Source organism: Priestia megaterium, from assembly GCF_041941685.1.
GTDB classification, from domain to species: domain Bacteria; phylum Bacillota; class Bacilli; order Bacillales; family Bacillaceae_H; genus Priestia; species Priestia megaterium_C.
The window spans coordinates 5,001-28,351 of record NZ_CP130967.1 but is presented as its reverse complement, the minus strand read 5'-3'; the positions used below and the strand labels follow the sequence as shown (position 1 = coordinate 28,351).

The following is a 23,351-nucleotide window of genomic DNA, read 5'->3' as shown; positions in this document are numbered from 1 at the left end:
GGGGACAATGTATGTATAAAAAAATCTTATTAGCTGTAGATGGATCAGAACACTCTAAAAGAGCTGCTAAGCATGCTATAAAGGTGGCTTTATTAATACCAGAAGCGAAAGTGGAAATTATTTCTGTGATTGACCTTTCAAAAGTTAAAACAGAAGTTCTACATGGAGAATTGAAACAAAAAAGACAGCAGGCTCTAGAAGAAATAAAGAGTTGCTTTGAAAAGGAACAGGTAACGTATGAGCTTAAAATAGAACGTGGCGAACCGGGACCAACCATTGTATCGTATGCCAATAAGAACGGATTTGATCTTGTTGTAATAGGAAGCCGTGGTTTAAATTCTCTTCAAGAAATGGTATTAGGCAGTGTCAGCCATAAAGTAGCTAAAAGAGTACATTGTCCTGTCATGATTATTAAATAAACTATAAGTGTGTAGAAGAGCCGGTTTTTCTTACTATAAGGGAAGTCGGCTTTTCTTTTTATTATGTAAATAGGGATGAGGAAATCGATAAAGGAAAAATAATATACTCGTTGGAGCTTGGTTCTTGAAACCAAGCTCCAACGAGTCCGCCACCCTTTCTAGGTTGCGAATTTCTTGTGTTTAAAACAAAAATGTAATCGCTTTCTATTTTGATCTGTTGTAAAATAAAAAAGGCATGTTAATTGGAGATTTTTCGAAATGTCATCTTAACTCATTGAGCCTATTCCCACATCACAGCACCAGGGAATAGGTTTTTTTATGCGATTATGGATATAGTATTTAAACCCAAATTTAAAGTGGTATTATTTGTATAACTTTAACAATAATACAAAATGTATCGTTCATAAAAGTATACGTTTACGGACGTGAGGTTTTAAAAATGAAACTATCAATTTTAACGTTCGTTTACATTTTAAACAACATTACGAACGTCCACCTAATCACATATACTTATACGAACTGTTTTGTTCCACTAAAAAATTAAAAAAATAAATGTTTCCTTTATTTCTTCACTTCAGTAGCACTCTAAAGAAAAATTTATCTACAATAAAATATAAATTTTTCTGACACAAGCTCGTTACCTATTTAAGTACGGCCATTATAAAAGTAGGTATTTAATAATGTCTACTGAATAAAAAAGAGCATCATTCTATAGTGATGTCCTTTTATATATAATAAATTGTATAAGCTATACATTCTTAATTTTCTATAAAGCAAAAAAATAGCTTTTTTTCCTTAAATCGTGTTGCTAGCGAACTCATACGCAAAATTAAAAGTCTTTTCATGAGTAGTTGTATTAGTAATTTCCTCATACTACCTCTTATTTTATCTTCAAATTTTCAAATAATACGTCTAGGAGGTGTTTTTATGCCAGAATACGGTTCAACACATAATAACAACCATAGCAATAGTTATGATACTAATGGTGGAAATATCCAACCAGTAGATGTACCGAAATCAAATAGTAAAAAGATTCCTGCTAATAATGATGGTCTAAGTGGAAAAGTAAATGCAAACCTCGGCTACCATCCAGAAAAATAGCACGAAAAAGCCACCCTACAGAAGTAAGGTGGTTCTCCGATAAGTTTTATCTTACAAAACTAAAACCATGTAGAATCTTTTTTTATTTTTTATATTATACCATTTATTGAAAAAGAAAGCAACTCTAAAGTTACTCTCTCTCCAACAAAAATAAACCCAAAATGTGTGTATGGTGATATTTAGTACACCATCTTTGTACATTTGATAGAAGACCTTCTATCTATATCATGCCATCATATAGAAGGTCATTCACAATAGTGTATTACGTGCATCTAGTCACCTTACCTATTCAACAGCTCGTTACCGAAATGGTCTTATGGGTGGTCATAAAGCTTAAGCGCGAGACGTTATCGTCTAAGTTAAACGTTGGTATTACAACGTTTTAAGCGACAAACGATGACTGTTCTTTAAAGAAATAAGTCAAGGCTAGAAGAACAGGATAACTGTTCAGACAAGTGAGAGGAATGAAGGGGTAACGACCTGAAACTCTCCCAGTGAGATTCCCGACAGCATACGCTAGGCGTAGCGTGATGTTGGAAGCAGGGTAAAAAATGCAATCACTATCCGAAGTGCCCTACAGGGCAACCGAAAGCCATTCGGAATAATAAACCAAATGGAACTGATAAAGTATTGTATGCTGTCAACCGACATGGTGAGAATGTGTAAACACTGACGAACTTGCGAATGTCCGCCTCCATATTGTGACGGGTCAGAAATGATTCGGAATCTGAAAATAAGATTTGTCTAACGGATTGGAATAATTTAAGCTGTGACAATCCTAACGTTATTATAGGCAACGGAGCTAGGCACGTGGTATAGCAAGCACCTAAATCGGAAGTCATATGACCTTTAAAATAATGATAGTCTGAACGGAACGTCGAAAGCTACTAACGTTGAGAGCAATCTCTATCGGCGGATATAGTTGAATATGAAACGGGCAACCGAGGGAAGTATTCTTAATAGTAGTGAGAGTAGTGGCACGACCCAAGAAGGTTCTGTAATGGAACTGGAGGAACAGCCACAAGCCTATATTGGAGGAACTGAACTCTCATCTAATCTTGCATGGATTCTGGTAAGACTCAAAAGGTCACCAAAAATCAACATAAGAGTAGGTGATAGACCATGAATGACAAATCTAAGCCCACGCGAAAAGATAAGAAACTTAGACACAATGAATACTACGGTACTCAACCTGTCCTAGACGACTTATACCAGAAAGCAACCAGAAGAAATTCTTTCAACAAACTGATGCCTACTATCACATCAGATGAAAATATACTCCTCGCTTTTCGTAACATAAAAGGAAATAAAGGGAGTAAAACATCCGCCTGTGACAACGTAAACATCAAAGATATTGAGAGAATGGAACAGAGCTATTTCTTGAATGAAGTGAAAAGGCGTTTTCAAAACTACCAACCACAAAAGGTGAGACGGAAAGAAATACCTAAACCCAACGGAAAAACAAGACCTTTGGGAATACCAAGTATGTGGGATAGGATTATCCAACAATGTATTCTTCAAGTTTTAGAACCTATTTGCGAAGCACAATTTTGTAATAGAAGTTACGGATTCCGTCCGAACCGAAGTGCAAAACATGCCATAGCAGATAGCACTAAAAAGATAAACCAACAAAACCTCACTTATGTGGTAGATGTAGATATTAAAGGATTTTTCGACGAAGTAAATCATACCAAGCTCATGCGCCAAATATGGACACTGGGTATACAGGATAAACAATTACTCGTCATTATTCGAAAAATATTGAAAGCCCCAGTGCAAATGCCTGACGGCACAACAATGTTTCCAACAAAAGGAACTCCACAAGGGAGACCTCCGAAAAAGTAAGGGTATTTCATTAAAATTCAAATATTTTTACATAAAATGGATGTTATTTAAGGAATTTTCTTGATTTAAGGGGCTTAGAGGGTACTTTTGAATGCTTTTTACTTTAGAAATTATCCAAAAGGGCAGACTTATCCCTATGAAGGTGAGTGTCTTTTTCAAAAATCAGTCTACTCATTCTTTTAATATTTGATGAAATTGAGCTTATTAATGCGTGAATGGATGTTCTTTCTAGTCCACGGTATCTACTACGTCTTAAACCATGGTTTCTTACTTTATCTGCATGGCGACGTTCAATTAACCAGCGATTTTTACTAGCCATTTTATATTCCACGGTCTGATAGTGTTCACGACCTCTTTTGTAATCAAAATAGTAGTCGCTAATAAATACGTTACGAATAGTTTTACTAGTCGTACACCTTGATCGTAATGGGCATCCATGGCATTGGGATTTTACAAAACGGAATTCATACCCTTTTTGACGTTCTTTTGTGCGGTCTCTAAATCTATTAGTTGTTATGCCGTTAGGGCAGGTTACTTCCATTTTCTCAGGAGAAAATCGAAAGTCTTCCGGACTAAAGAGACCAGATATAGATTGTCTCGTCTTCATCCAGCTAATATGACCAATTATATTATTCTTATATAAAAATCGTAGATTTTTTCCAAACCAATAAGCTTTATCTGCTGTAATTTCCTTTGGAAAAACATCATGAGCTTCTTTAAATTGTGTAATTAAACTCATCAGTTGATCACCATCTTCTGCATTGGCAGGGGTAACCTTTACAGCTGTAATAAATTCACTTTCCTCATCTATCATAATATGATCTTTATAGCCTTGTATTTTACGCATATCTGATTTATGACCAGTTCTTGCCTCAGGATCTATAACGCTGATGATTCGATCCCTAGCTGTTTCTTCACGATCTAGTATCACTTTTTGTAACATTATTACGGATGAATTAGAATATTCATTTTTGCTTAGTAATGACCCAGCGACTTTAACTATTTGGGTGGCAAGCTCTAATACATAAGGTAGCTTCTCATCACGAGTTTTACCTTTTAGATCTTCCCAAAGTACTTCATATCGCTGCTGAAAATAAGCGGCTTTCACCTGATCCACTAAATTTAAGTCATCTATTACTCTCTTTAAAGCTTGTCGTACTAAGGTTAGCCATGTTGGAATGGCAACATCTGCAATAATGTGTGTTGAGTCAATGATAGCCCGTGTGGGCTTAGCTTTCATAAGCCCATACTCAATACATTGATTGATGATTTGTTGAAAGATTTGCTGGAATTTATCAAGCCCCACTCGATTGACACGAAAGTAACTGATAGTTGTGTCATCGGGTAAATCATCATCAATATTTAATCCTAAGAACCAACGATAAGCTAAATTAACTCGGATGTGCTCAATAACCTGAACGTCTGAAAGGTTATAAAGATACTCTGATAAACAAATTTTAAACATGAACTCAGGCTCTTCTGCTGGACGACCTCGGTGCTTGGAATAGCGATCAGAAAGCAAAATACGAATGAAAGAAAAATCTACTGCTTTATTGATTTGTCTTAATAAATGATCATGAGGCACTGTTTTTTCATAGTAATACTCATCTTGTGCAGAAATTTGCTTTGAATTCTCTTTTCTAAGCATGATAATCCTCCAAAAAGCTAATATAACTCTATTCTAAAGTATAAATTTACAATTTTGGATTGTTTTTTCGGAGGTCTCCAAGGTGGAATCCTTAGCCCACTACTTGCAAACATCAACCTTAATGAATTTGACTGGTGGATCAGCAAACAGTGGGAAACATTCAAAGCCCGAAGGGTGAAATCGAGATATAGAGATGGAATTTGGAGTAACGACACCGTAACAGCAGTCCTATCGAAACACTCTAATATGAAACCTATGTATATCGTAAGGTACGCAGATGATTTCAAAATCTTCACAAACACACGAAGCAATGCAGAAAAAATATTCAAAGCATGCCAAATGTGGCTAGAAGAACGATTGAAATTGTATATTTCAACCGATAAATCTAAGGTTACCAATCTGAAAAAGCAAGAGAGTGAATTCCTAGGCTTCTCTCTCAAAGCTGTAAAGAAAGGAAAACGAAAAAACGGAAAAACACGATATATCGCAGAAACACACGTATCTCAAAAAGCACTGAAAAAGGCGAAGCAAGATTTAGCAAAACAAGTGAAAAAATACAAAAAAGCCCGAACTCTATTAAAGCAATCAAAGGAATCACTTTATATAACAGCATTGTCATTGGCAAGCATAACTATTATCGAATAGCAACGCATGTCAGTCTAGACTTCAACAAAATGGCTCTAGAACTCGACTGTATGATGTATAACCGTTTCCCTAAGCGAGTAAGAAGAGGAAAAAGCAACACTAATGGATACACAAATATAGGAAAATATGCAGGAGAAGACAAAGGTATCAAACCATATCTAAAGTCTAAAATGATGAGATATCTCATGAAGTGTCCTATCCTACCAATCTCTTATGTTTCACACAAAAATCCGGTGATGAAAAAGCAAGCCATTAACAAGTACACCTCAGAAGGTCGAGCCTTGATACATAAAAACTTGGCAGACATAACTGAAATAGAACTAAAATGGTTACGAGAAAATCCAGTCATAAATGAACGAACAACTGTTGAATACAATGACAATCGAATTTCTCTTTACGTAGCTCAAAAAGGTAAATGTAGTGTAACAGGCGAGTAACTCTTGCCCTGGGAAATGCATTGTCACCATAAGCAATTATGGAGTGAAACAAAGGATGACAGCTACAAAAACCTTACCATCATCAAACCAAGTGTCCATAGACTAATACATACAACAAAAAAAGAAACCATAAACCAACTACTCAATGAACTAAAACTCAATGAGGAACAGTTAGACAGACTTAACAAATTACGAAAGCTAGTCAAAAACGAGGAAATCTGTATTTAATCACAAGTTGAAGTGGAATTAAATTATGAACAACTAGCGTTATTTGCTTAGAATTTATCATTATTAGATGGAAGGAAAACTACAGTATAGGTGGACCGCGGCATGCCGTGAAAGTGGCACGTACCGTGCGGATCGGGGGAAAAGTTAGAGATAACTTCAAAGACTTACCTATCGATAATAGGAGGAAGATGATATGCAAAACAGAGGAATGAAAAAATGGAGACCATTCGCCACTATGCCAGAGCAATACATAGGATTACAAGAAATCATAAACAAGCAAGCAGAAGTACCTCAACCTTTTTTAACAGAAGACCAAATGGAAAAGATGAATTTCACCTTGATTGAAGCCTTACATACAAATAAACAAGTATACCTTACATATTATAAGAACGGGCAACGTATAACCGAAACAGGATTCATACAATTTGTTGATTCCCTGGGGAATTTGTTTGTTTTTATCGATGAAGTATTTGAGCTAAAGAACAAAATGAGGTTAAGTGAACTAATTGATGTTCATTTTACATAAAATAATTTCACCTTCAATTTTTGTGGTAGTCTAATAAGAGTCAACAAGAAAAGAGTGATCAACATGGAAGAGAGACAGCAGCAAGAAATCGATCTTAACAACGTGTATGACTATGCTGAATTTCCGGATAAGGTCAGTGGCAGATGCGACAACTGCAACTCAGCTTACTTCAAAAGTTCCGTAAAAGGTGGCGTTTTCTTACGTGAATGTAGAGAATGTGGCATGAAGAAAAGCATTTAGTTGGTATTGATTGAAAGGGTTGGGGAAATGAGAGATATTTGGGATGATGGATACAGTCAATCAAAGAAATTAACAGAAGAAATGGTCAACGATGCAGAAAAGAAGTTGGGTGTGAAGTTGCCAAAATCCTATATTGAGTTATGTAAAATGCAAAATGGAGGCTCTTTAAAATATTGTGACTACCCTACCTCCGTTCCAACAAATTGCGCAGACGATCATGTAAATGTCCCTGAAATTTATGGAATAGGAAAAGAAGGCATTTTATCTAGTGACTATTATATAGAAGAATGGGAATTACCAAAAGATATTGTTCTACTATGTGGAGAGGGACATTGGTGGGTTGCATTCGACTATCGGAATACGAAAGATAACCCTCCTATAATTTATATGGATCTAGAATGGGGATCAGACACACTTATTTTTGAATTATCCCCTGATTTCGAGACCTTCGTAAATGGCTTATTTATTTATGAAGGTGGAGAATGACTATATTTATACAATAAAAAGGAACTGACATTCAATTGTCAGTTCCTTTTTTATTATTACGTTCAACTTTAGTCCTTGAGACATCTTTAGATCTCTCGTCCATTTCATGAAAAATATAAGCCACTAGACCAATCCTCAACATATAAAAGCCAAGCACCTCTTACATCACCCCCTACTGCAGTAAGGGTTCTTTTTTATTTTTTAAGTAGACAGGCAACCTTGCTGCTGTAGCTACATAGTATCTAAAGAATCCCGATTTCTTTCGTTACTGCTACTGTGTTGATAGGTTGGTTTAACAAAGGACTCAGACATTCCCTGGCGAATTAATTACTAAATCATAATAGGTGCTACTGATAGAAAGGGAGATGAAAATGAGTTATTTAGAGACAGCATGTAACGCGGCAAGGCTAGCAGGTGAAATGATACTTTCCCAAGTTAGCACAGGTATTATTGCAGAGAAAAAAAGCTCAAATTTTGACGTCGTGACGGAGATTGATAAGCACTCAGAACAAATGATTCGGGATTTCATTTTAGAAGCACATCCGGAACATTCTTTATTAGGCGAAGAGGAGTCTTTTGCTGCTGAAAAGCCTCTCAGCCAGGTTCTTCAAGATGCTCAAGATGTTCCCTTTTTGTGGATTGTGGACCCTATTGATGGAACAGCAAATTTCATTCATGGAATTCCAGGGTTCACCATTTCAATAGCACTAACCTGCAAAGGAGAAATTGTCCTTGGTGTTGTTTACGATCCTTGCAGGGATGAATTATTTTGGGCTGAGAAAGGGAAAGGATCTTTTTGTAATGGCAAACAGATTTCGATATCAGAGACAGAGAAAGCAGTTGATTGTATGATAGCCACAGGCTTTGTCTCCACATCTGCGTTTCGTGAGCTGAATATAGCAAGTATGAATTCTATTGGCAAGGAATTTAGATCAATCCGTGTATTAGGTTCAGCAGCATTACATTTAGTCTACGTTGCTTGTGGAAGGTTAGGTGCTTTCTGGCAGTATGGTTTAAGTGTATGGGATATTGCAGCAGGCGTATTACTAGTTAAGGAAGCTGGTGGTACAGTGACGAATACAAAAGGAAATGTCTATAGTCTGTCTGATCAGAACATCATAGCTAGTAATTCAAAAGTACATTCTACGGTTCTCAATTGCTTATAGGGGGGCCTGATACATATCCATCATTATGTAGTATAAGTGTACTGCTGTGTATCTTCAGTCCACCAATTCCTACAAAAATGCTTACACTAAAGAAGCTCCGAATTTGGAGCTTTTTTTATTTTTCTTCGTTTTTAATTTATTTAGTTAATAAAAAAAATACTTCAAAAAGAGTGCCCGATAGTAATGCCGTAAGGGGTAAAGTAATAATCCATGTAATGACAATACGCTTCGCTACACCCCATTTCACATCTTTTATTCGATGTGCGGAACCAACACCTATAATAGATGAAGATATCACATGTGTAGTGCTTACAGGCAACTTTAATGCCGTAAATCCAAATATAATTAGAGCCGAGGATAAATCAGCTGCTGCCCCATTTGCTGGGTTTAACTTGGTAATTTTCCCTCCAATAGTTTTGATAATTTTCTTTCCACCAATCATCGTTCCCATTCCCATAGTCATTGCAACACTAATTCGCACCCAAAACGGAATATCCATTGAGGTTTGATATCCAGCCGTAATTAATGCCATTGTAATAATCCCCATAGTCTTTTGAGCATCATTTGTTCCATGAGAAAACGATTGAAGTGCTGCTGTAAAAACCTGAAATAAGCGCATTCTTCTGTACGTTTTAGAAAGAGAAAAATTTTTAAAAACTAGTTGAAACAGAGTCATAATAATAAAACCACATAACACAGCAATAATTGGTGAAATAATGAGTCCTTCAATGATTTTTAGAAACCCTTTATAATTTAATGCGTGAAACCCTCCTGCTACAATAGCAGCCCCGGAAATAGACCCTACAAGTGCATGAGATGAACTGCTTGGAATACCAAAATACCAGGTAAGAAGATTCCATATAATTGCCGACATTAAAGCACTTAAAATAACCATTGATCCATTTTGTAACGAAAAAGGATCAACAATATCTTTCGTAATGGTTTGAGCTACTCCTGAAAAAAGCAAGGCACCTACGAAATTCATTAAAGTTGCTAAAAGGATAGCAATCTTTGGAGTCAAAGCATGAGTAGTAACCGATGTAGCAATTGTATTGGCTGTGTCATGAAATCCATTAATAAAGTCAAAAGCTAAACCCAATAATACAATTAAAATAAGCATTAAAGATAGAAACTCCATCGACTAGCTACCTCCTTATTTATTTCTCAGGATCATAATGTCGAGTTTATTGATACATTTTCATTTGAAATAAGTACTCGCTACTACGTTAAAGCATAAGATATGTACTCTTCTCTAAGTGTTGAATATTAATAATGGATTACTTTTATAGAAACTCTTTATATCTTTACCCTAATTCTTTGATGTTAAAATTCATCAGCTTTAATTCTTATTTAATTTCTCTTAACATACACATCAATTCATATTTTCAATCTGGTTCTGATGCAAACCAAGAATTTTGCGAAAATATGGACAAAAATTGCCCCTGAGATGGGACCCCTTTCGATCTCTCGTTCATTTTATGAAAAAGATAAGCGACTAGGCCAACCCCTAGCATCTATAAGCCAAGCACCTCTTACATCACCATCTACTCATCCCCTACTGCAGTAAGGGTTCTTTTTTATTTTTGGGATGGACAGGCAAGCTTACTGCAGTAGCTACATAGTATCTAAAGAATTATGACTCCATTACTTAATCAGTATCTATTTCAGTAGCGTTACTGCGTTAATACAAGCTTTATGCCCCTAGTGAAGCCCTTCATAGAATCTGTAAGGGAGCTGAGCCGAAGAGGCGAAGGGGGCGACCGGATGCGTTAAGCTGAAATAATTGATACCTAAAAAGCAAAAAAATTAAAAGAGTGAAAGAAGGTACCAACATGAGAAAAACACAAAGGTTTTCTTTTCGAAAGATCTATCCTTTAACCCTCCAATCATCTCTTACGAGACCTCGTCCCTTCAAGGCTTATTCCTTTGTTCCTTTTAGTCCATTAGCCATGCTTGACCCTACTATTCTGACCATAGGAGGCATTGTCTTAGGAATTGCCATTATTGAACGAATATTAGAACGCTGGGGTGTTGTCGATCTTGCTGATCAGTTCGCAAAGGTAATGCGCTTTATTTTACCTGTTTCGTTTTATAGCGCCTTATTTTACTTCTTTGCGACATTTATACTTTGAGGAGGAATGTTGATGTTTGAAAAGCTAAAATTACGTGGCCAATTGATTAAAGCGTTTCGTACTGCAGAGATTTATCGGGTCATAAAGCATGGAGATCGTACTTCGTATCAGTTCCCTAAGATCCATCGAATCGATCATCATCACACCTATACTCGCTATGCCTTTTCCTTACTAAATGGCATTGATCCTGAACTTTTAAACAAAAAGAGATGGGCCTTACGACAAGTATTAGACAGCAACATCGAAATAAACGGCAGCCTAAAGAATTTTAGTATCACCGTTCATCACAAAAGATTGCCTAAGATGCTTACTTATACGTATGACTCGATTCATCCTCATATCGAAAAAATGGAGCTTCCTGTCTGCATTGGTCAAGATATCTACGGAAACCCTGTTTCATGGGATTTTGCGGATTTAGAAACGTTACTGATTTCTGGTGAAATTGGCGCGGGAAAAAGTAGCCTCATCGTTAATGGCATTCGAGAATAAGGGTGCTTTTTGGGATTTTAATCTTTCTGTACTAAAGTATAAGAAAGATTAGGTCTATAGTCAGTATAACACATTAATTGAAAGGTTGTCATACAATTTTTGTTATGGAGGAGCAACCTTGTTATATACTTACAAGGCTGCTCTTTAGCAGGGTTCATACGTATCCATGTATGAGACAGATAAATTTTACCATTTTATCACTTTAAATACTATCTTTTCTAAGAAAATCGTATACATAAAGCGCACACATTTTATACAACCTCCTCCCCATCTAAGTCTTAGGAAAACCGTGCTAAATCAAGGATGTATAAAAAGCTGCATGAAGCAAGTAGTCATCCTATCTTCAACCCCTTGTGGCGCAAGGGGCTCTTTTTGGCATGTGTTCCGGAAAGAGTGATTATGTTAACATAGGATACTAAGAAAATATGCTTTCTGATAAAAAAGAAAGCTACCCCATTGCAGGACAGGTAGCTTTTAAGGGAATTCCTAAACTAATTTATAAAAAGTCTGAATAATTTTACAATAAATTAAGAAATAAATCAATATAAGATGACCTTGAGCATAGATATGTAACGTGCACTTTTTATACATCCTCCGCCCACTTGGATATCGAGTAAACGCAGTCATATCAAGGATGTATAAAAAGCTGCATACTCAAGAAAAGAGACCCTGCCCTTATGCCAAAAGGTCTCTCTTTAATCGGGTTAAGGAAAGAGTCCTTTTGTTAACTAAAGATGTATATCATATATAGCTTAAAACACAGAAAAACTCCTGATACCTGTTCAGGAGTTTTTCTACTACATTTATTTAACCAAAGGATGGAAGCCTTTCGACCTCTTGAGTAGTTTGCTCATGACATTTGATATTATTCAACCTACTAGACACAATAAAAATAAACAGAATATTTCATTAATTCTTTTACTTTGTAATCGCTTTCGCTTATACTAAGTATAGGTTGGATGGCATGAGTGGCTGTCATAGTATTTAGCGTAGGCGGGGCTGATATGAGGGAACAGGGCATAAAAGAAATGTCCTTTTTTATTTTTATGAAAAGGTAGAAATAACATTCGATAATTTATGTCAGAAAATATAACAGAATTATGGTTTTTTTATTCTAATTATGTAAAATGAGATTGTGTAGAATCTACATAAAAAAAGAAAGGATTACCTTGGGGGATAAGGTAGTCTTTTTTTGTGTGGGATCAAGGGTTAAATTTTTTATATTTTCAAAATATTAAGTAATGACATTGATCATCAAAGATAGTAAAATATAAGTGGTCAACCCAACAGTGGGTTCATGTTTGATAACCAAAATCATGCTTATAGAAAAGAGCATTTCTCAATTTAGAGGAATGCTCTTTTCTCTGTATATAATTAATTATTTTTAGAAGGCAGAAATATTAGGCTCAAACCTGCTAATTTATTTTGAGTTTCATATAGCCCTGAACCTTAAAATTTTTACATTTTGAATGAAGATTCTTTCTTTCGTAGATATGTCTAATTTAGCTAATTTCATAATTTTATCTGCATCGTTAATTGATTCTATAATTAAAGTTTTATTAACAATAGTTTTATTCTTTGATATAGAATATTCCACTTCGAATTTTCTCAACTTTTCTACCTTATTTTTTAACATTAGATTGTTCTCATCCCCTAATTAATTTGCTGGTTAAAAAAAGTTAAAATAACCACTAAAAGACTATCAATTTAGCGCTTTAAAGTAAAGATGTATATAATATACATCAATAGAACTGAAAAATATGAAGAAAGAGACATTATATTAACTAGTGACCATATATGTTCAGCTTTGGAGAACGTTGTGTTCAACAGAATAAACATCATGTTTTTTCTAAAGGTTGCATCAGTTATGCAACCTTTACATAGCAAATTTGCAATAGGATATTGCATGAATAAAAGAAAAAGCAGGCTTAAGCCTGCTCTTATAGCCTTTAAGGCTATTCTATAGTTAAGAAGTACGTATTAGTTTTTGTGACGGTTCTTGATGCAAATTCTGAAATTGTTGAACAGCTTCTGTCATAGATGGGGTATTCAACTTCTTTAAGCTACTTCTTTTTTGGTTCTCAATCGTGCACTCTTCTTTATGGGGGAATGTCTTGTATTTCTGAAACAGAATGACCATCAATAGCAAGAGCAAAGACTTCTTGTTCTGCTTGAGTTATTTGATTCATAAATACTTTCTATTCCAGGGTTTTACATTCTTTTTCTGCACTCTTTAGCCCAGCAACTTCATCAACTAAATCAGACGCTACACTCAAGATATTTTCAATACCCATTAATAGTTTTTCAATAGTTTTTCGCTTTTATCCATAATAAGGCCCTCCTACTTTTTGAGGGCAACCTATGTTATAATAAAAGTCCGTTACGTACTAAGTTTTGACATGGGGGTGCTTTCCTAGCCGGGAAAGTGCCCTTTTTCATGTTATTTTGTTTGTACTTGGATTGTTTATAATAATGTTTGATCAAAAATTTTGTATATAACATGATTTTTTTGTTTGATAGTAAACCCATTTCATTGACTAAGAAATAGCTGAGAAATACAATCGTTGGATTTAATTTATCTAACGAATGCTGTTTCGTTGTTGCTATACTAGGATTCGATGAGTTTTTAACGACTTAAATGTTCACCATGAAGAAGGAGAGAATTGAATGGTTACAACAAAAACCAAAAAAAGTTTGCAGCAAAAGATCTAGAAACTGATACAACAACTGTTGAACAGCTAGCGTATTATCGGATATTAGCCCCACTAAAAGTTAGATCACTCTTATCTCATCTTAATTCAAGTGAAAAGAAATCTATTTCCTTTGATTTCAAAAAAATGAAAAATGAAGATTTAGATCCTTTACGTCACACATTTATAAAAGAGGTAGACAAACAGCAAACACGCTCTACTGAAACATCCGAAAACAAAGAATCTACGCATTACAAAGTAGATCTTGTTAACATGGAAAAGAAAGCTTTTAATTTATATGAAGGGATAATTCACGTATATGGTATCCCAGACGACGGTATTAAGTTACCAGTGGAGGAAGTTAAAATAGATGAGTTGAAAATTGGAAAGAACGAAGTCGTTTATATGAACAATGAATCCACCCTTGTTACTTACCAAATCATTGAGACAGAGAAAGGATTCAAGGTCGTTATAGAAGATAATTTAACGTTGGATTTTGATAGGAGAAAGAAATCTGGTCTATTCCATTTAGAAAGAGTAAAAAGCCTCGGTTCCTATATGAAATGTTTACGATTAATAAACTATTACATACAGCGCAATAAGTTTCCTTTTCAATCTTTACAGTTATCCGGTGGAACATTAGATTTAAAGGGGCACCTCCAAGAAATTGAGGAAGAGATTGAATCTTACAAAGAACTGATAGATATTTGCACTCAAATTGGAATAAGTGAAAATGATATATTCGATGATAAAGAAGATTTAACTTCCCTATTCAATGCTATAATCAATATCTTTAAAAATAAACAATATAGCTTACTGAATATTCGTCAAGAGAAACTAGAAAAAACGGAGATAATCAATATTGAACTTTCCAAACATGTGAAACTAGCATTAGTGTATACAGATGGATGTTTCCTTAACCTTTATAGTGAAGAAGCGTTAAAAATAATGGGTAGATATTCCTCTATAACAGATCTAGTTAGTAACCACGAGCACGATACTGTTGAATCTGTTATGTTACCTGATAATCGGGAAAATTACGCCCAAAAAGTAAGCATTTTCGCTTCTCAAAAAATTGAAGAAATGGTGAAAGACACAAACTTTGATTTCGAAATAGTAAAATTATCTTTTGCCGATGAACATCATGATATACAAGCTGACTTAACAATTACTAGTTCTTTAGGCTATATAGACTTTTATGATAAAACCCTCGATGAAAATTATTTAGAGCTTGCTCTTGATCTAAACCAACGATACTTAGCTAAGTTTCCAGAAGATGATATTGCAAAGGTTAATATCTATCTTATTAAACTCAAGCAAGGCCATGAATTATCAGAAGAGGAACAAAATGATCTTTATAACATAAAAGAAAAAGCAGAAATGAATAACGAGCAAACACTATGTTTTGCATATGAAGTTTTGTTGAAAAATAAGGAAAAAGCGAAGAGAATATTTGCTACTCTTCCTGTTGAGGAAAAAGAAGAAATCATGGAATTTCCAATCTACCGTTTTTATCAAAACTTGGAGTAGTATGCTCATTTTCTTCTGTATATAGATTGCTAGTAAACTTCTATAAAAGCTCCTTTTTATAAAGTTTTTGTCCTTAGTACAATAAATAAGCCCTACTTACCCACAATAGGGCTTATAAATTAAAAAGTCCTCTACTTTCAGTTTTGGGTCAATTTTTTTTAAGACATTCATAATTTTCTTAATCGTGGTACCTGATGGGATGTAATTTGAATCATTGTAAATCTTGCTAACTGTTTTTCTATCCATCTTAGTTACTTTAACTATTTCTGTTTGATTATAGCCTTTGTTCATTAAGTATTTTCCTAATTTACTCTTTTTGGTTATCTTAGGCATGAGAGCACACTCCTTTTTATAAAGGATTGACACTTTCAAAAAAAATATTCATTTTAGGGAAAAAATTCCGCAATAAAATTTATTTACAACATATAATAAACTATAAAATAAACAATATATAAATATTGCTTATGCAGAGTTGGAATAATGTCGATATTTTGGTCATAATCATATAGCATGAATACAGTTAAGACCGCCTTATACACTGATACATATTGGGCGGTCTTTGTTATCAATATTCTTTGAAATTGGACTTCACACAAAAAACCTTTTCCTAGAGGGAAAAGGTTTTTTTGTGTGAATATTAGATAACGAGATACCGCCATTCTAGCAAATCATTTTTCAAAAAAGGTTTTTAACCACTTATAAAAACTTTTCTTTTGTTGTTGTGCTTTTTTTAACGCTCGGATTTCACGAGCCATTGAGATTAATTGACGTTCGCGTTCCTCGAATTTTGCATCGATATAGCTTTGTATCTCTTTTATTTGTACTTCAAGTGGTTCTAAGATAAGGGTTTGTTTTTCAGTTGAAATGTTAGGTGGAGTGTCTGGTATTTGTACTAAGTTGAATTTTCTTGCAACGGTTATAACGGCTTTTTCTAGGGTCATTTCGGAATTGGCATGAATTTTTTTTAATTCATGAAAGATGGTAACATCGTCATTTGTATAAGCTAATCTACCTTGTTTTTTTGTAAACTGCATACCAATTTTAGAAAAATGGAAGTTGTATTTTCGTATAGTCGATATGGGCAAACCAAGTATATCAGCTAATTCTTCGGTGGTATATGCTGCTTCTGCGGTTATGACTCTCAACATATGATCACCTCCTCTTATCAAGAGAACTATTCTAGGTATATACGTTAAAACCTTCAATTAATAAGAGAACGAGATATTATACCTTGTAATGCTATTGTTACTATAGTAATCGGTATTCTCAATTGAGGGTATATTATCATGTTTAGCTATTTACTAACGTCATAGATTAAATATTTGCCCTCTCCCCTCATAGTGATGGTTTTTCCTGATTCAGCGATGCATTTAGCTATATAAACATAAACTATCTAAAGAGATTAATCTAATAAATCATTAAATAGTGCTATCTTAATTTTAAAGTGTAATATCTACTGGATTTGAGTCAATAATTTAGATATAACAAGGTTGTCATGGTGTCAGATGAACTAATTGTAGCATTGATAAATGTTAGAGTTTTATTTTTAGAGGATTAAATCTTTTGTTAAATAAAAATCCATTTTTGAATTCCTGTTTTATTTAGGAAATTATAAATCTATAAACTCGGAAATAAAGCAATAATGATTCATTTCCGGTTTTATTAAATTTAAAGAACTTTAGAGTTGTGTTTGTAAAAGAATAAATGAATTATCTTTTAAATTATTGATTTTTTGCACGTTGATGTTTTCAATAATTTTACAGCATATTTATTATAATTTAGCAATAAAATTCAGTTAAACATAAAATTAATCTTAAAATGATAATTAAAGCAATCATAAGTAAATTCCGATTTAGATATTTTTATGAAATTGATAAATAATTAAATAAAGATATTATTGTTTTCTATTATTTATTAGTTGACAAAATAAAAACTAGGAATGATTTTTCCTAGTTTGAGAATAACTTTTGCCATAATGTCTTCTTTTGATTTTGTTCTTTAATCAACTCTTTTTGAGTATGAGTAAATGCATTTAAAAGGTCTGCATCTCTTTCTTTTAATAACTCTTTTAGATTAGTATTTATCAGTTCTTCAAAATTCTGTTTGTTTTGATTTAACTCCTGTTCAGCTGAATTATCTTTTAGCGTTTCTTGAGTTTTTCTAATGTTTTCAAGAAGAACTTTATCACGTTTTTTTAGGCTGTTTTCTATGTATGCTTCTAAGTCTTTATTTTCTGTTTTTACTTCAATCATTTGCTGCTTTGTTGCTGCAATTTCTTTATTTGCAATAGCCAACTCTTTTTGAGTAGAAATAAGTTCCTTTGTTAGAAGCTCCAATTTTTCTGAAAGAATCCTGTTAAATTCTATTTGTTGGTTCTGACCTTCAATTAGGTGATCTATCTTCTTTTCTAAAATAGACCGTTCTACGTGGTCATTAATAGTCATTTCTTCACCATTACGCCATTGTTTCACTTGATCCCAGGACCAACCTTGCTCATGAATTTTCTTCTTTATACTGTTAAGTGTCTCTAGATTCTCTTTTGTAAACCTTCTATGACCTTTTCCATAATCAGTGCCTGTCCACTCTGTAATAATATTGAATTCTTCGCACCATTTACGAAGCAAATCTCCAGAGATACCTAGTATATTTACCACTTCTTTTGGTAAGTACAATTTTTCAGACATAACTACACCTCCATATGTCAATTAATAATTAATATAATACAAGAATCATGCAATTGATTTTGAAGTGAAACGTACCATGGGATTATTAACGTAGATTCTAATAACATTGTTCTTATCTCATTATTGATTCTATATTAACTGCTAACTTCTTCCATGTAAATCTTAAAGCAATAATAATGTAATAACTAATTCCTGAATAAGATTATTGTTTTATCTTTTAATCAATAATGATAGTTATTGATTAAAATGAAACGGAAAAAACTTATTATTGATTTAATTATTGTTTAAATTCATTTAAGTTAATCTTAAGTTCAACAAAAAATGCATTTTAACTAAAAAATAAATTCTTTTTTTATTCACAAACACGAATTCTTTTTAAATTTACCTTAAGTTCAACTCAGATTCAGGCATCAGAACACGCAAATGGGGTAATAGCTCTAAAATAGCTTCATTCAACTAATGATATATCAAAGATAAAATGATTAAGTTTAGCAGAGCCAAAAGGAAAGTTAAAGCATTCTTTTTAATTTAAGGACTTATAATAATACAATCAAAAATGGAAAATGAAATCATATAGTAGATGAGCTATATGTAGAAAGTGGCTTTCAAGATAAATAGACAGCAAACAACTATGAAAGGGGACACCTTATAGTTGTTTGCTGTCCATTACGAATAACTAGCAATTCTTAGCTAAAAATGCTTTATTTTTGATATTCATAGATAACAGGAACTTTGTCCATTTTAACGGTTTTGGCCACAATATAACGACGATAGCCATCTTTTAGGACCTTAGAGCCTTTATCAATCGTTAACGGCTCATCTAAGTATCCTGTGCGTTTCACAAAATCAATGACCTTTTGCGTTTTTTCAGGGTTTGGTCGTGTCTTTAAGAAGGCTTCAGGAACGATAATCTCATCAAAGCTCACGACATCCTGTATCCCTTTTGGCTGAGTTGGCAGCTGCTTCTGTTTTGGCGCAGCCTTTTTCTCCTGAATAGGCGTTTCTTTCGATTCTGATTGTACTGTTTCAGCTTCCTTTTTCTCTTCTTTTGCTACAGGCTGAGAAACAGGATCTTGTTTTTCTTCCTGCTTGGTATATTCACTGTTCTTTTGTACTTCAGAAGGCGCAGAAACCTCTTTTTTTACTTCTTTTTTCTCTTTCGGCTCATTAGCTTCTTTATCGTTTTTACTCGGAAGAACGGTAATCTGGAAGCAGATGATACCAATTTCCCCAGGGCACTCGTCAATGGGAATATCTAACGTTGGTTCCCCTTGAATTAAGAATTTTTCATGCATAATACTCTTTTTTGTCAGTCCGGTTTTATTAAAAGCTTTCTTCGCAACAAACACGGTATACGAAATAAACGTACTCTTCTTTAAACCTTTAGGCGCAGAAGGTGAACCTTTTTCTCGCATATCAAAGGCAACGTAACGGTCATATTCTCGTAATGGTCCTGTCGCAGAACCTGTTAAGGTCATTTTATGTGGCATCGTGATCTCCTCCTACATAGATTTATATATTGATTATTTAGAAATATGTTCTAAATAATAACACTCTTACTAAACATCAGCTTCCAAGGGATTTCTTCACTTTTTGATTACGAAACTGTGTCCTGTAATTGCTTATGTTGTTGTAATAAAGCTTGTTCCTGTGGTGTTAAGGCTTGTCCTAGATCCTGTTTTAGCTGCGCTATTTCGAATGAGCTGTAAGTAGAACTGTGTTCCTGCAGCAAGGTTTCTTCTTCTGGTGTTAGTTCTTGCCCTAAATCTTGCTTTAATTGGATCATTTCAAGCTGTTGATCCAGAGAAATAGTTTCTTCTTGTGTACACTCATTTTGCTCCTGTTCAGCTTGTAACCAAGCAGGAACGATTTCCTTACGGATGATATGTTTAGGCTTAGGTAATGCTTTTGTTTGAACTTCTGTATGTATGTCTGATTCAGATGTTGATTCTTCTGTATTCCCTTTAAGTAGATTCTTAAATTGATTGTAAGCAATTTGATAAACAAGACGACACATTTCATCCAGTGATAGGGGAGTACCCTTATGATTCGCTTCATGGACATATTTATCTAAGCCTACAATGGCTGTATAAGCGACTTCATGTACGTGTTCTTTGATAATCTCAATCTCTGTATCTCGTTTTATTGCTTTTGCAGCATTCTGAATACGAGCATAAAAAGCTTTTAGGTGATGACCATATTTACCTGCGTACACATGATTTACTTTTTTAGGCACACCTACGATATAAGCGAATGACTGTGAAGCAGATATTAAATGATTATTTAAATGATTTTTAGGTAAATCAGGGTTAATAAAGGGGGACGACGTTTTTTCGTCCTCAAAGCTTGGTGTATCAACGTTTTCAGCACTTTCTGGACTTGTCACAGGAGTTGTCACAGGAGTTGTCATTTCTTCTTGTTGAAGCGTTTGAATACCTGTTGTATCATGTGCAAAAAAGATTTCCTCACAAATTTGATTAAAATTCGTATGACTTTTAAGGATAAACACATAGCTATCAGGATGAGCACCTGTTGTATCTTCTTTGATATAACGTGCCACGATCATAAATGGCGTTTCCTTTAACGATTTTACAAAGCGAGAAACGGTACTTTGAGATACATCAAACTTTTCCATAAGTGTTTTTGAGTGAATCGCTTGAATACCTGTGGCAACAAGGTTATAAATCACGTAATCTAACATTTCCATCCGTTTTTTAGGGAATACTTTATGTAGGGCTTCTTGTTGTTGTTTAAAGTAAGTACGAAGTGTTTCTATAAACGCTTCTTTCTTTTTACGAAGGGTCGGTGTTTCTTTCCATAACCATTTGAATCGTCCGTTGAAGGTATTTACATCTGGTAAATAGCAAGTCAATATCTTTGTCATTTGTTCATCTTCTCCTTTAAGGAACACAAAAAAGACACTGTCTCCCTGAAGAAAGGAAAACAATGTCTTAATTAAGATAAACTAAGCCCTTGAAATAGATGTCAATTTCGTATAAAATAAAACCATAAGTTTTATTTTGTACAAAACTAACTCTATTAACAAGAGACTTCGACAAGTGTTTTCCCTAGTCGCATTAGGGGGAACGGTTTAAGGGTGCTTCCAACACCTCTTAAACAGTTGAAGTCTTTTTTCTATTCCGGTCATTTTTGTTAATTTAATTATAGCGTTAAGTAGTCTTATAATTCAATAAAAAATTAGCAAAATATATCAAAACAAGTATTTTAGCTACGATCCGTTTGTTATTTCTTTAGGAGTCGACTTCATCATAGCTGAATTTGTGGAATCTGGGGAGGGGTATTTTTTTACTCCTCCCAAAGTATTTAAAAGTATGTTATAATACTAGATTTTTAATCACGTCGGAGATTTATTGATTCGTACATTTTTAATGATAATCGCAAATGGTTCTTCTGGGTAGGGTGATTTTTTGTAGTCCTTTTTTGTAAAAAGGGTGAAAAAAATCACCCTATGCAAAGAGTTAAAAATATGATAAAAGCAGCTTCTACCTCATGTAGAAGCTGCTTCTTTGCTTCCTCATCAATTTTTTTAACAGTAGTAGGATCAACATTTCTTATTTTAAGTTCAATATTTTATTTCAAATTCCTAAAATAGTGGTGCCCTTTAAAAAATAGAGAGAAGAGCATAAGAAGTTTTTGCCCCCACAGGACGTGTGGGGTTAGGCAGAGCCTAACAAAACCTTGGGTACAAGGAGATGTTTGCAAGAACCCCCTCACCGCACCCTCAAATTAAAGGACAGTCCCTTCACCGCACCTTCAGTGATTGCAACATTTGTGCCAGGAACCCCTTCACCGACCCTTCATAATTGATAAATGTCTCCTCAAGGGTCCCTTCATTTTAAAATGTTTTTGAAAAAAATAAGACAGAGGCAAGTGATCTTTCTTTATTTTTGTTCTCACGTTCGTAATCAAAACTGCCATCTTTTTTACTTGCAATACAAGTGAGTTACGCGTGCTTTTTTATCATTTATAAATCGATTTTTATTCTATAAACGATGAGTGTTCTAAAAAAAATGCGGATTTACAAGCCATCAACATTTATCTTTTTCATATTTACAGCAGGTTTACATGAGTTAGAAAAAGAAAATAAAAAACTATAGAAAAGCTAATGCAGAATTAAAAATTGCGATAAAAAAGATGCGATTCAATCCAGTAATGAAAGCATTCACCTCTATGAAGATGAACAAAAAAGTTTACAAGAGAAGGTCTAAAAATTGAATGAGGGCAACAAGATTTAGCCATGAAGTGAAAAAAGAGGTGTCGCCACTGACTCGCCAATGGGGCGCCAGAGAGTCGCCGGACACCGTTTTCCGGTCGCCAGAGAGTCGCCACTTTGAGGGTTTTCATGATATCACGGTTAAGCTAGGCTCTGCCTAGCCCCACACGTCCTGTGGGGGCAAAAACCCCTTATGCTCTTCTCCCTTTTGTAGTGGGGAACCACAATTTACAGGAAAGGAACGAATGTCATGAATATGTTTTGACAAAATATCAATCTGATTGTTGTTGAAAAAACAGATGAAATCTTATAAAGAAAAGAACATTTCTTTCTAAGAACTTTTAGAAATTAACTTAAAAAGGAGGGAGTTACTGAGAGAGATAAAGAGTTATGACAAAGGAAGAAAAGAGAATTTATAAAATAGATTTACGAAATTTTTTGCACGGAATAGTGGAGCAAAATTTTAAAAGAACGGAGTACAGTATAAGAAACGGAACGTTAAAAAAAGCAAAAGTTTGAAGGCGAGGTGAAGGATGAAAAGTCTACTTTTTTATATTTGAAAGGTAGAAGGAGGAAGCAGCAAGCAACTAAAAGCTGTTCCTACGATTCCTCTTTTTAATGATTGGTCTAGATAGCTTATGTAACACAAACGGGATGCAAACGATTATCCATCCCGTCATGTGAAGAAGGAAAAAGTAGCTTTTAATGCAGTTAATGATCTTTAAGGACCACTTCATTTACGTAATTCCATTGCCTAATGAAACAGTAACTTGAAAAAGTATCTTCTCTTTAACAAACACCTCATTTAAGCATTGAACTAAAAAATATACAATGTGAACGAAATCGTTCTT

The 23,351-nt window shown here is 34.2% G+C and carries 15 protein-coding genes and 2 pseudogenes; 10 read left to right on the top strand and 7 right to left on the bottom strand.

Features of this window, described 5'->3' with window-relative positions; genetic code table 11:
- The first annotated feature begins 11 nt into the window (after nucleotides 1-11).
- From Q5794_RS31290 to Q5794_RS31280, 3 genes and pseudogenes are all read left to right on the top strand, one after another.
- A complete protein-coding gene (locus tag Q5794_RS31290) occupies nucleotides 12-419 on the top strand; it encodes a universal stress protein (protein ID WP_215055150.1) in 408 nt (135 codons plus the stop codon).
- A 927-nt stretch (nucleotides 420-1,346) separates the two neighbouring features.
- Complete coding sequence (locus Q5794_RS31285) at nucleotides 1,347-1,520, top strand: hypothetical protein (RefSeq protein ID WP_192998306.1); 174 nt, start codon at nucleotides 1,347-1,349, stop codon at nucleotides 1,518-1,520.
- A gap of 1,122 nt (nucleotides 1,521-2,642) precedes the next feature.
- A pseudogene (locus tag Q5794_RS31280) lies at nucleotides 2,643-3,347 on the top strand (reverse transcriptase domain-containing protein); the annotation flags it as partial.
- Nucleotides 3,348-3,468: 121 nt separating this feature from the next.
- Here the strand turns inward: Q5794_RS31280 and Q5794_RS31275 are convergent.
- Nucleotides 3,469-5,013: an IS1182 family transposase gene (locus tag Q5794_RS31275; RefSeq protein WP_374989670.1), complete on the bottom strand. Its 1,545-nt coding sequence runs from the start codon at nucleotides 5,011-5,013 to the stop codon at nucleotides 3,469-3,471.
- Between the two features lie 69 nt (nucleotides 5,014-5,082).
- Here Q5794_RS31275 and Q5794_RS31270 point away from each other — a divergent pair.
- The 4 genes and pseudogenes from Q5794_RS31270 to Q5794_RS31255 all read left to right on the top strand — a co-directional run.
- A pseudogene (locus tag Q5794_RS31270) lies at nucleotides 5,083-6,323 on the top strand (reverse transcriptase domain-containing protein); the annotation flags it as partial.
- A gap of 193 nt (nucleotides 6,324-6,516) precedes the next feature.
- Entirely contained in the window at nucleotides 6,517-6,849 is a 333-nt protein-coding gene (locus Q5794_RS31265; protein WP_215055154.1) for a YolD-like family protein, read from the top strand.
- Between the two features lie 267 nt (nucleotides 6,850-7,116).
- On the top strand, nucleotides 7,117-7,575 hold the full coding sequence (locus tag Q5794_RS31260; protein ID WP_374989669.1) for an SMI1/KNR4 family protein: 459 nt from the start codon (nucleotides 7,117-7,119) through the stop codon (nucleotides 7,573-7,575).
- Nucleotides 7,576-7,946: 371 nt separating this feature from the next.
- Nucleotides 7,947-8,741 carry an inositol monophosphatase family protein gene (locus Q5794_RS31255; protein ID WP_374989668.1) on the top strand — a complete coding sequence of 265 codons (795 nt, stop codon included), beginning with the start codon at nucleotides 7,947-7,949 and terminating at the stop codon, nucleotides 8,739-8,741.
- A gap of 136 nt (nucleotides 8,742-8,877) precedes the next feature.
- On the opposite strand, the gene Q5794_RS31250 is transcribed toward Q5794_RS31255, so the two are convergent.
- A complete protein-coding gene (locus Q5794_RS31250; protein ID WP_215055166.1) occupies nucleotides 8,878-9,879 on the bottom strand; it encodes an inorganic phosphate transporter in 1,002 nt (333 codons plus the stop codon).
- 694 nt (nucleotides 9,880-10,573) lie between these two features.
- On the opposite strand from Q5794_RS31250, the gene Q5794_RS31245 reads away from it, so the two are divergent.
- From Q5794_RS31245 to Q5794_RS31235, 3 genes are all read left to right on the top strand, one after another.
- Nucleotides 10,574-10,873, top strand: coding sequence for a hypothetical protein (locus Q5794_RS31245; protein WP_215055168.1), 300 nt, complete (start codon nucleotides 10,574-10,576; stop codon nucleotides 10,871-10,873).
- Nucleotides 10,874-10,885: 12 nt separating this feature from the next.
- Nucleotides 10,886-11,362: a hypothetical protein gene (locus Q5794_RS31240; protein WP_251034426.1), complete on the top strand. Its 477-nt coding sequence runs from the start codon at nucleotides 10,886-10,888 to the stop codon at nucleotides 11,360-11,362.
- 2,663 nt (nucleotides 11,363-14,025) lie between these two features.
- Nucleotides 14,026-15,582, top strand: coding sequence for a DUF4365 domain-containing protein (locus Q5794_RS31235; protein WP_374989667.1), 1,557 nt, complete (start codon nucleotides 14,026-14,028; stop codon nucleotides 15,580-15,582).
- A gap of 96 nt (nucleotides 15,583-15,678) precedes the next feature.
- On the opposite strand, the gene Q5794_RS31230 is transcribed toward Q5794_RS31235, so the two are convergent.
- The 5 genes from Q5794_RS31230 to Q5794_RS31210 all read right to left on the bottom strand — a co-directional run bounded on the left by Q5794_RS31230 (nucleotide 15,679) and on the right by Q5794_RS31210 (nucleotide 21,150).
- Nucleotides 15,679-15,915 carry a helix-turn-helix transcriptional regulator gene (locus Q5794_RS31230; RefSeq protein WP_162213578.1) on the bottom strand — a complete coding sequence of 79 codons (237 nt, stop codon included), beginning with the start codon at nucleotides 15,913-15,915 and terminating at the stop codon, nucleotides 15,679-15,681.
- Between the two features lie 335 nt (nucleotides 15,916-16,250).
- Entirely contained in the window at nucleotides 16,251-16,730 is a 480-nt protein-coding gene (locus tag Q5794_RS31225; protein WP_192998916.1) for a MerR family transcriptional regulator, read from the bottom strand.
- 801 nt (nucleotides 16,731-17,531) lie between these two features.
- Nucleotides 17,532-18,266, bottom strand: a complete 735-nt coding sequence (locus Q5794_RS31220) for a MerR family transcriptional regulator (protein WP_192998917.1) — start codon at nucleotides 18,264-18,266, stop codon at nucleotides 17,532-17,534.
- A 701-nt stretch (nucleotides 18,267-18,967) separates the two neighbouring features.
- Nucleotides 18,968-19,756, bottom strand: a complete 789-nt coding sequence (locus Q5794_RS31215; protein ID WP_374989666.1) for a plasmid stabilization protein — start codon at nucleotides 19,754-19,756, stop codon at nucleotides 18,968-18,970.
- A 107-nt stretch (nucleotides 19,757-19,863) separates the two neighbouring features.
- Entirely contained in the window at nucleotides 19,864-21,150 is a 1,287-nt protein-coding gene (locus Q5794_RS31210; RefSeq protein WP_215055174.1) for a replication protein, read from the bottom strand.
- Nucleotides 21,151-23,351 lie beyond the last annotated feature (2,201 nt).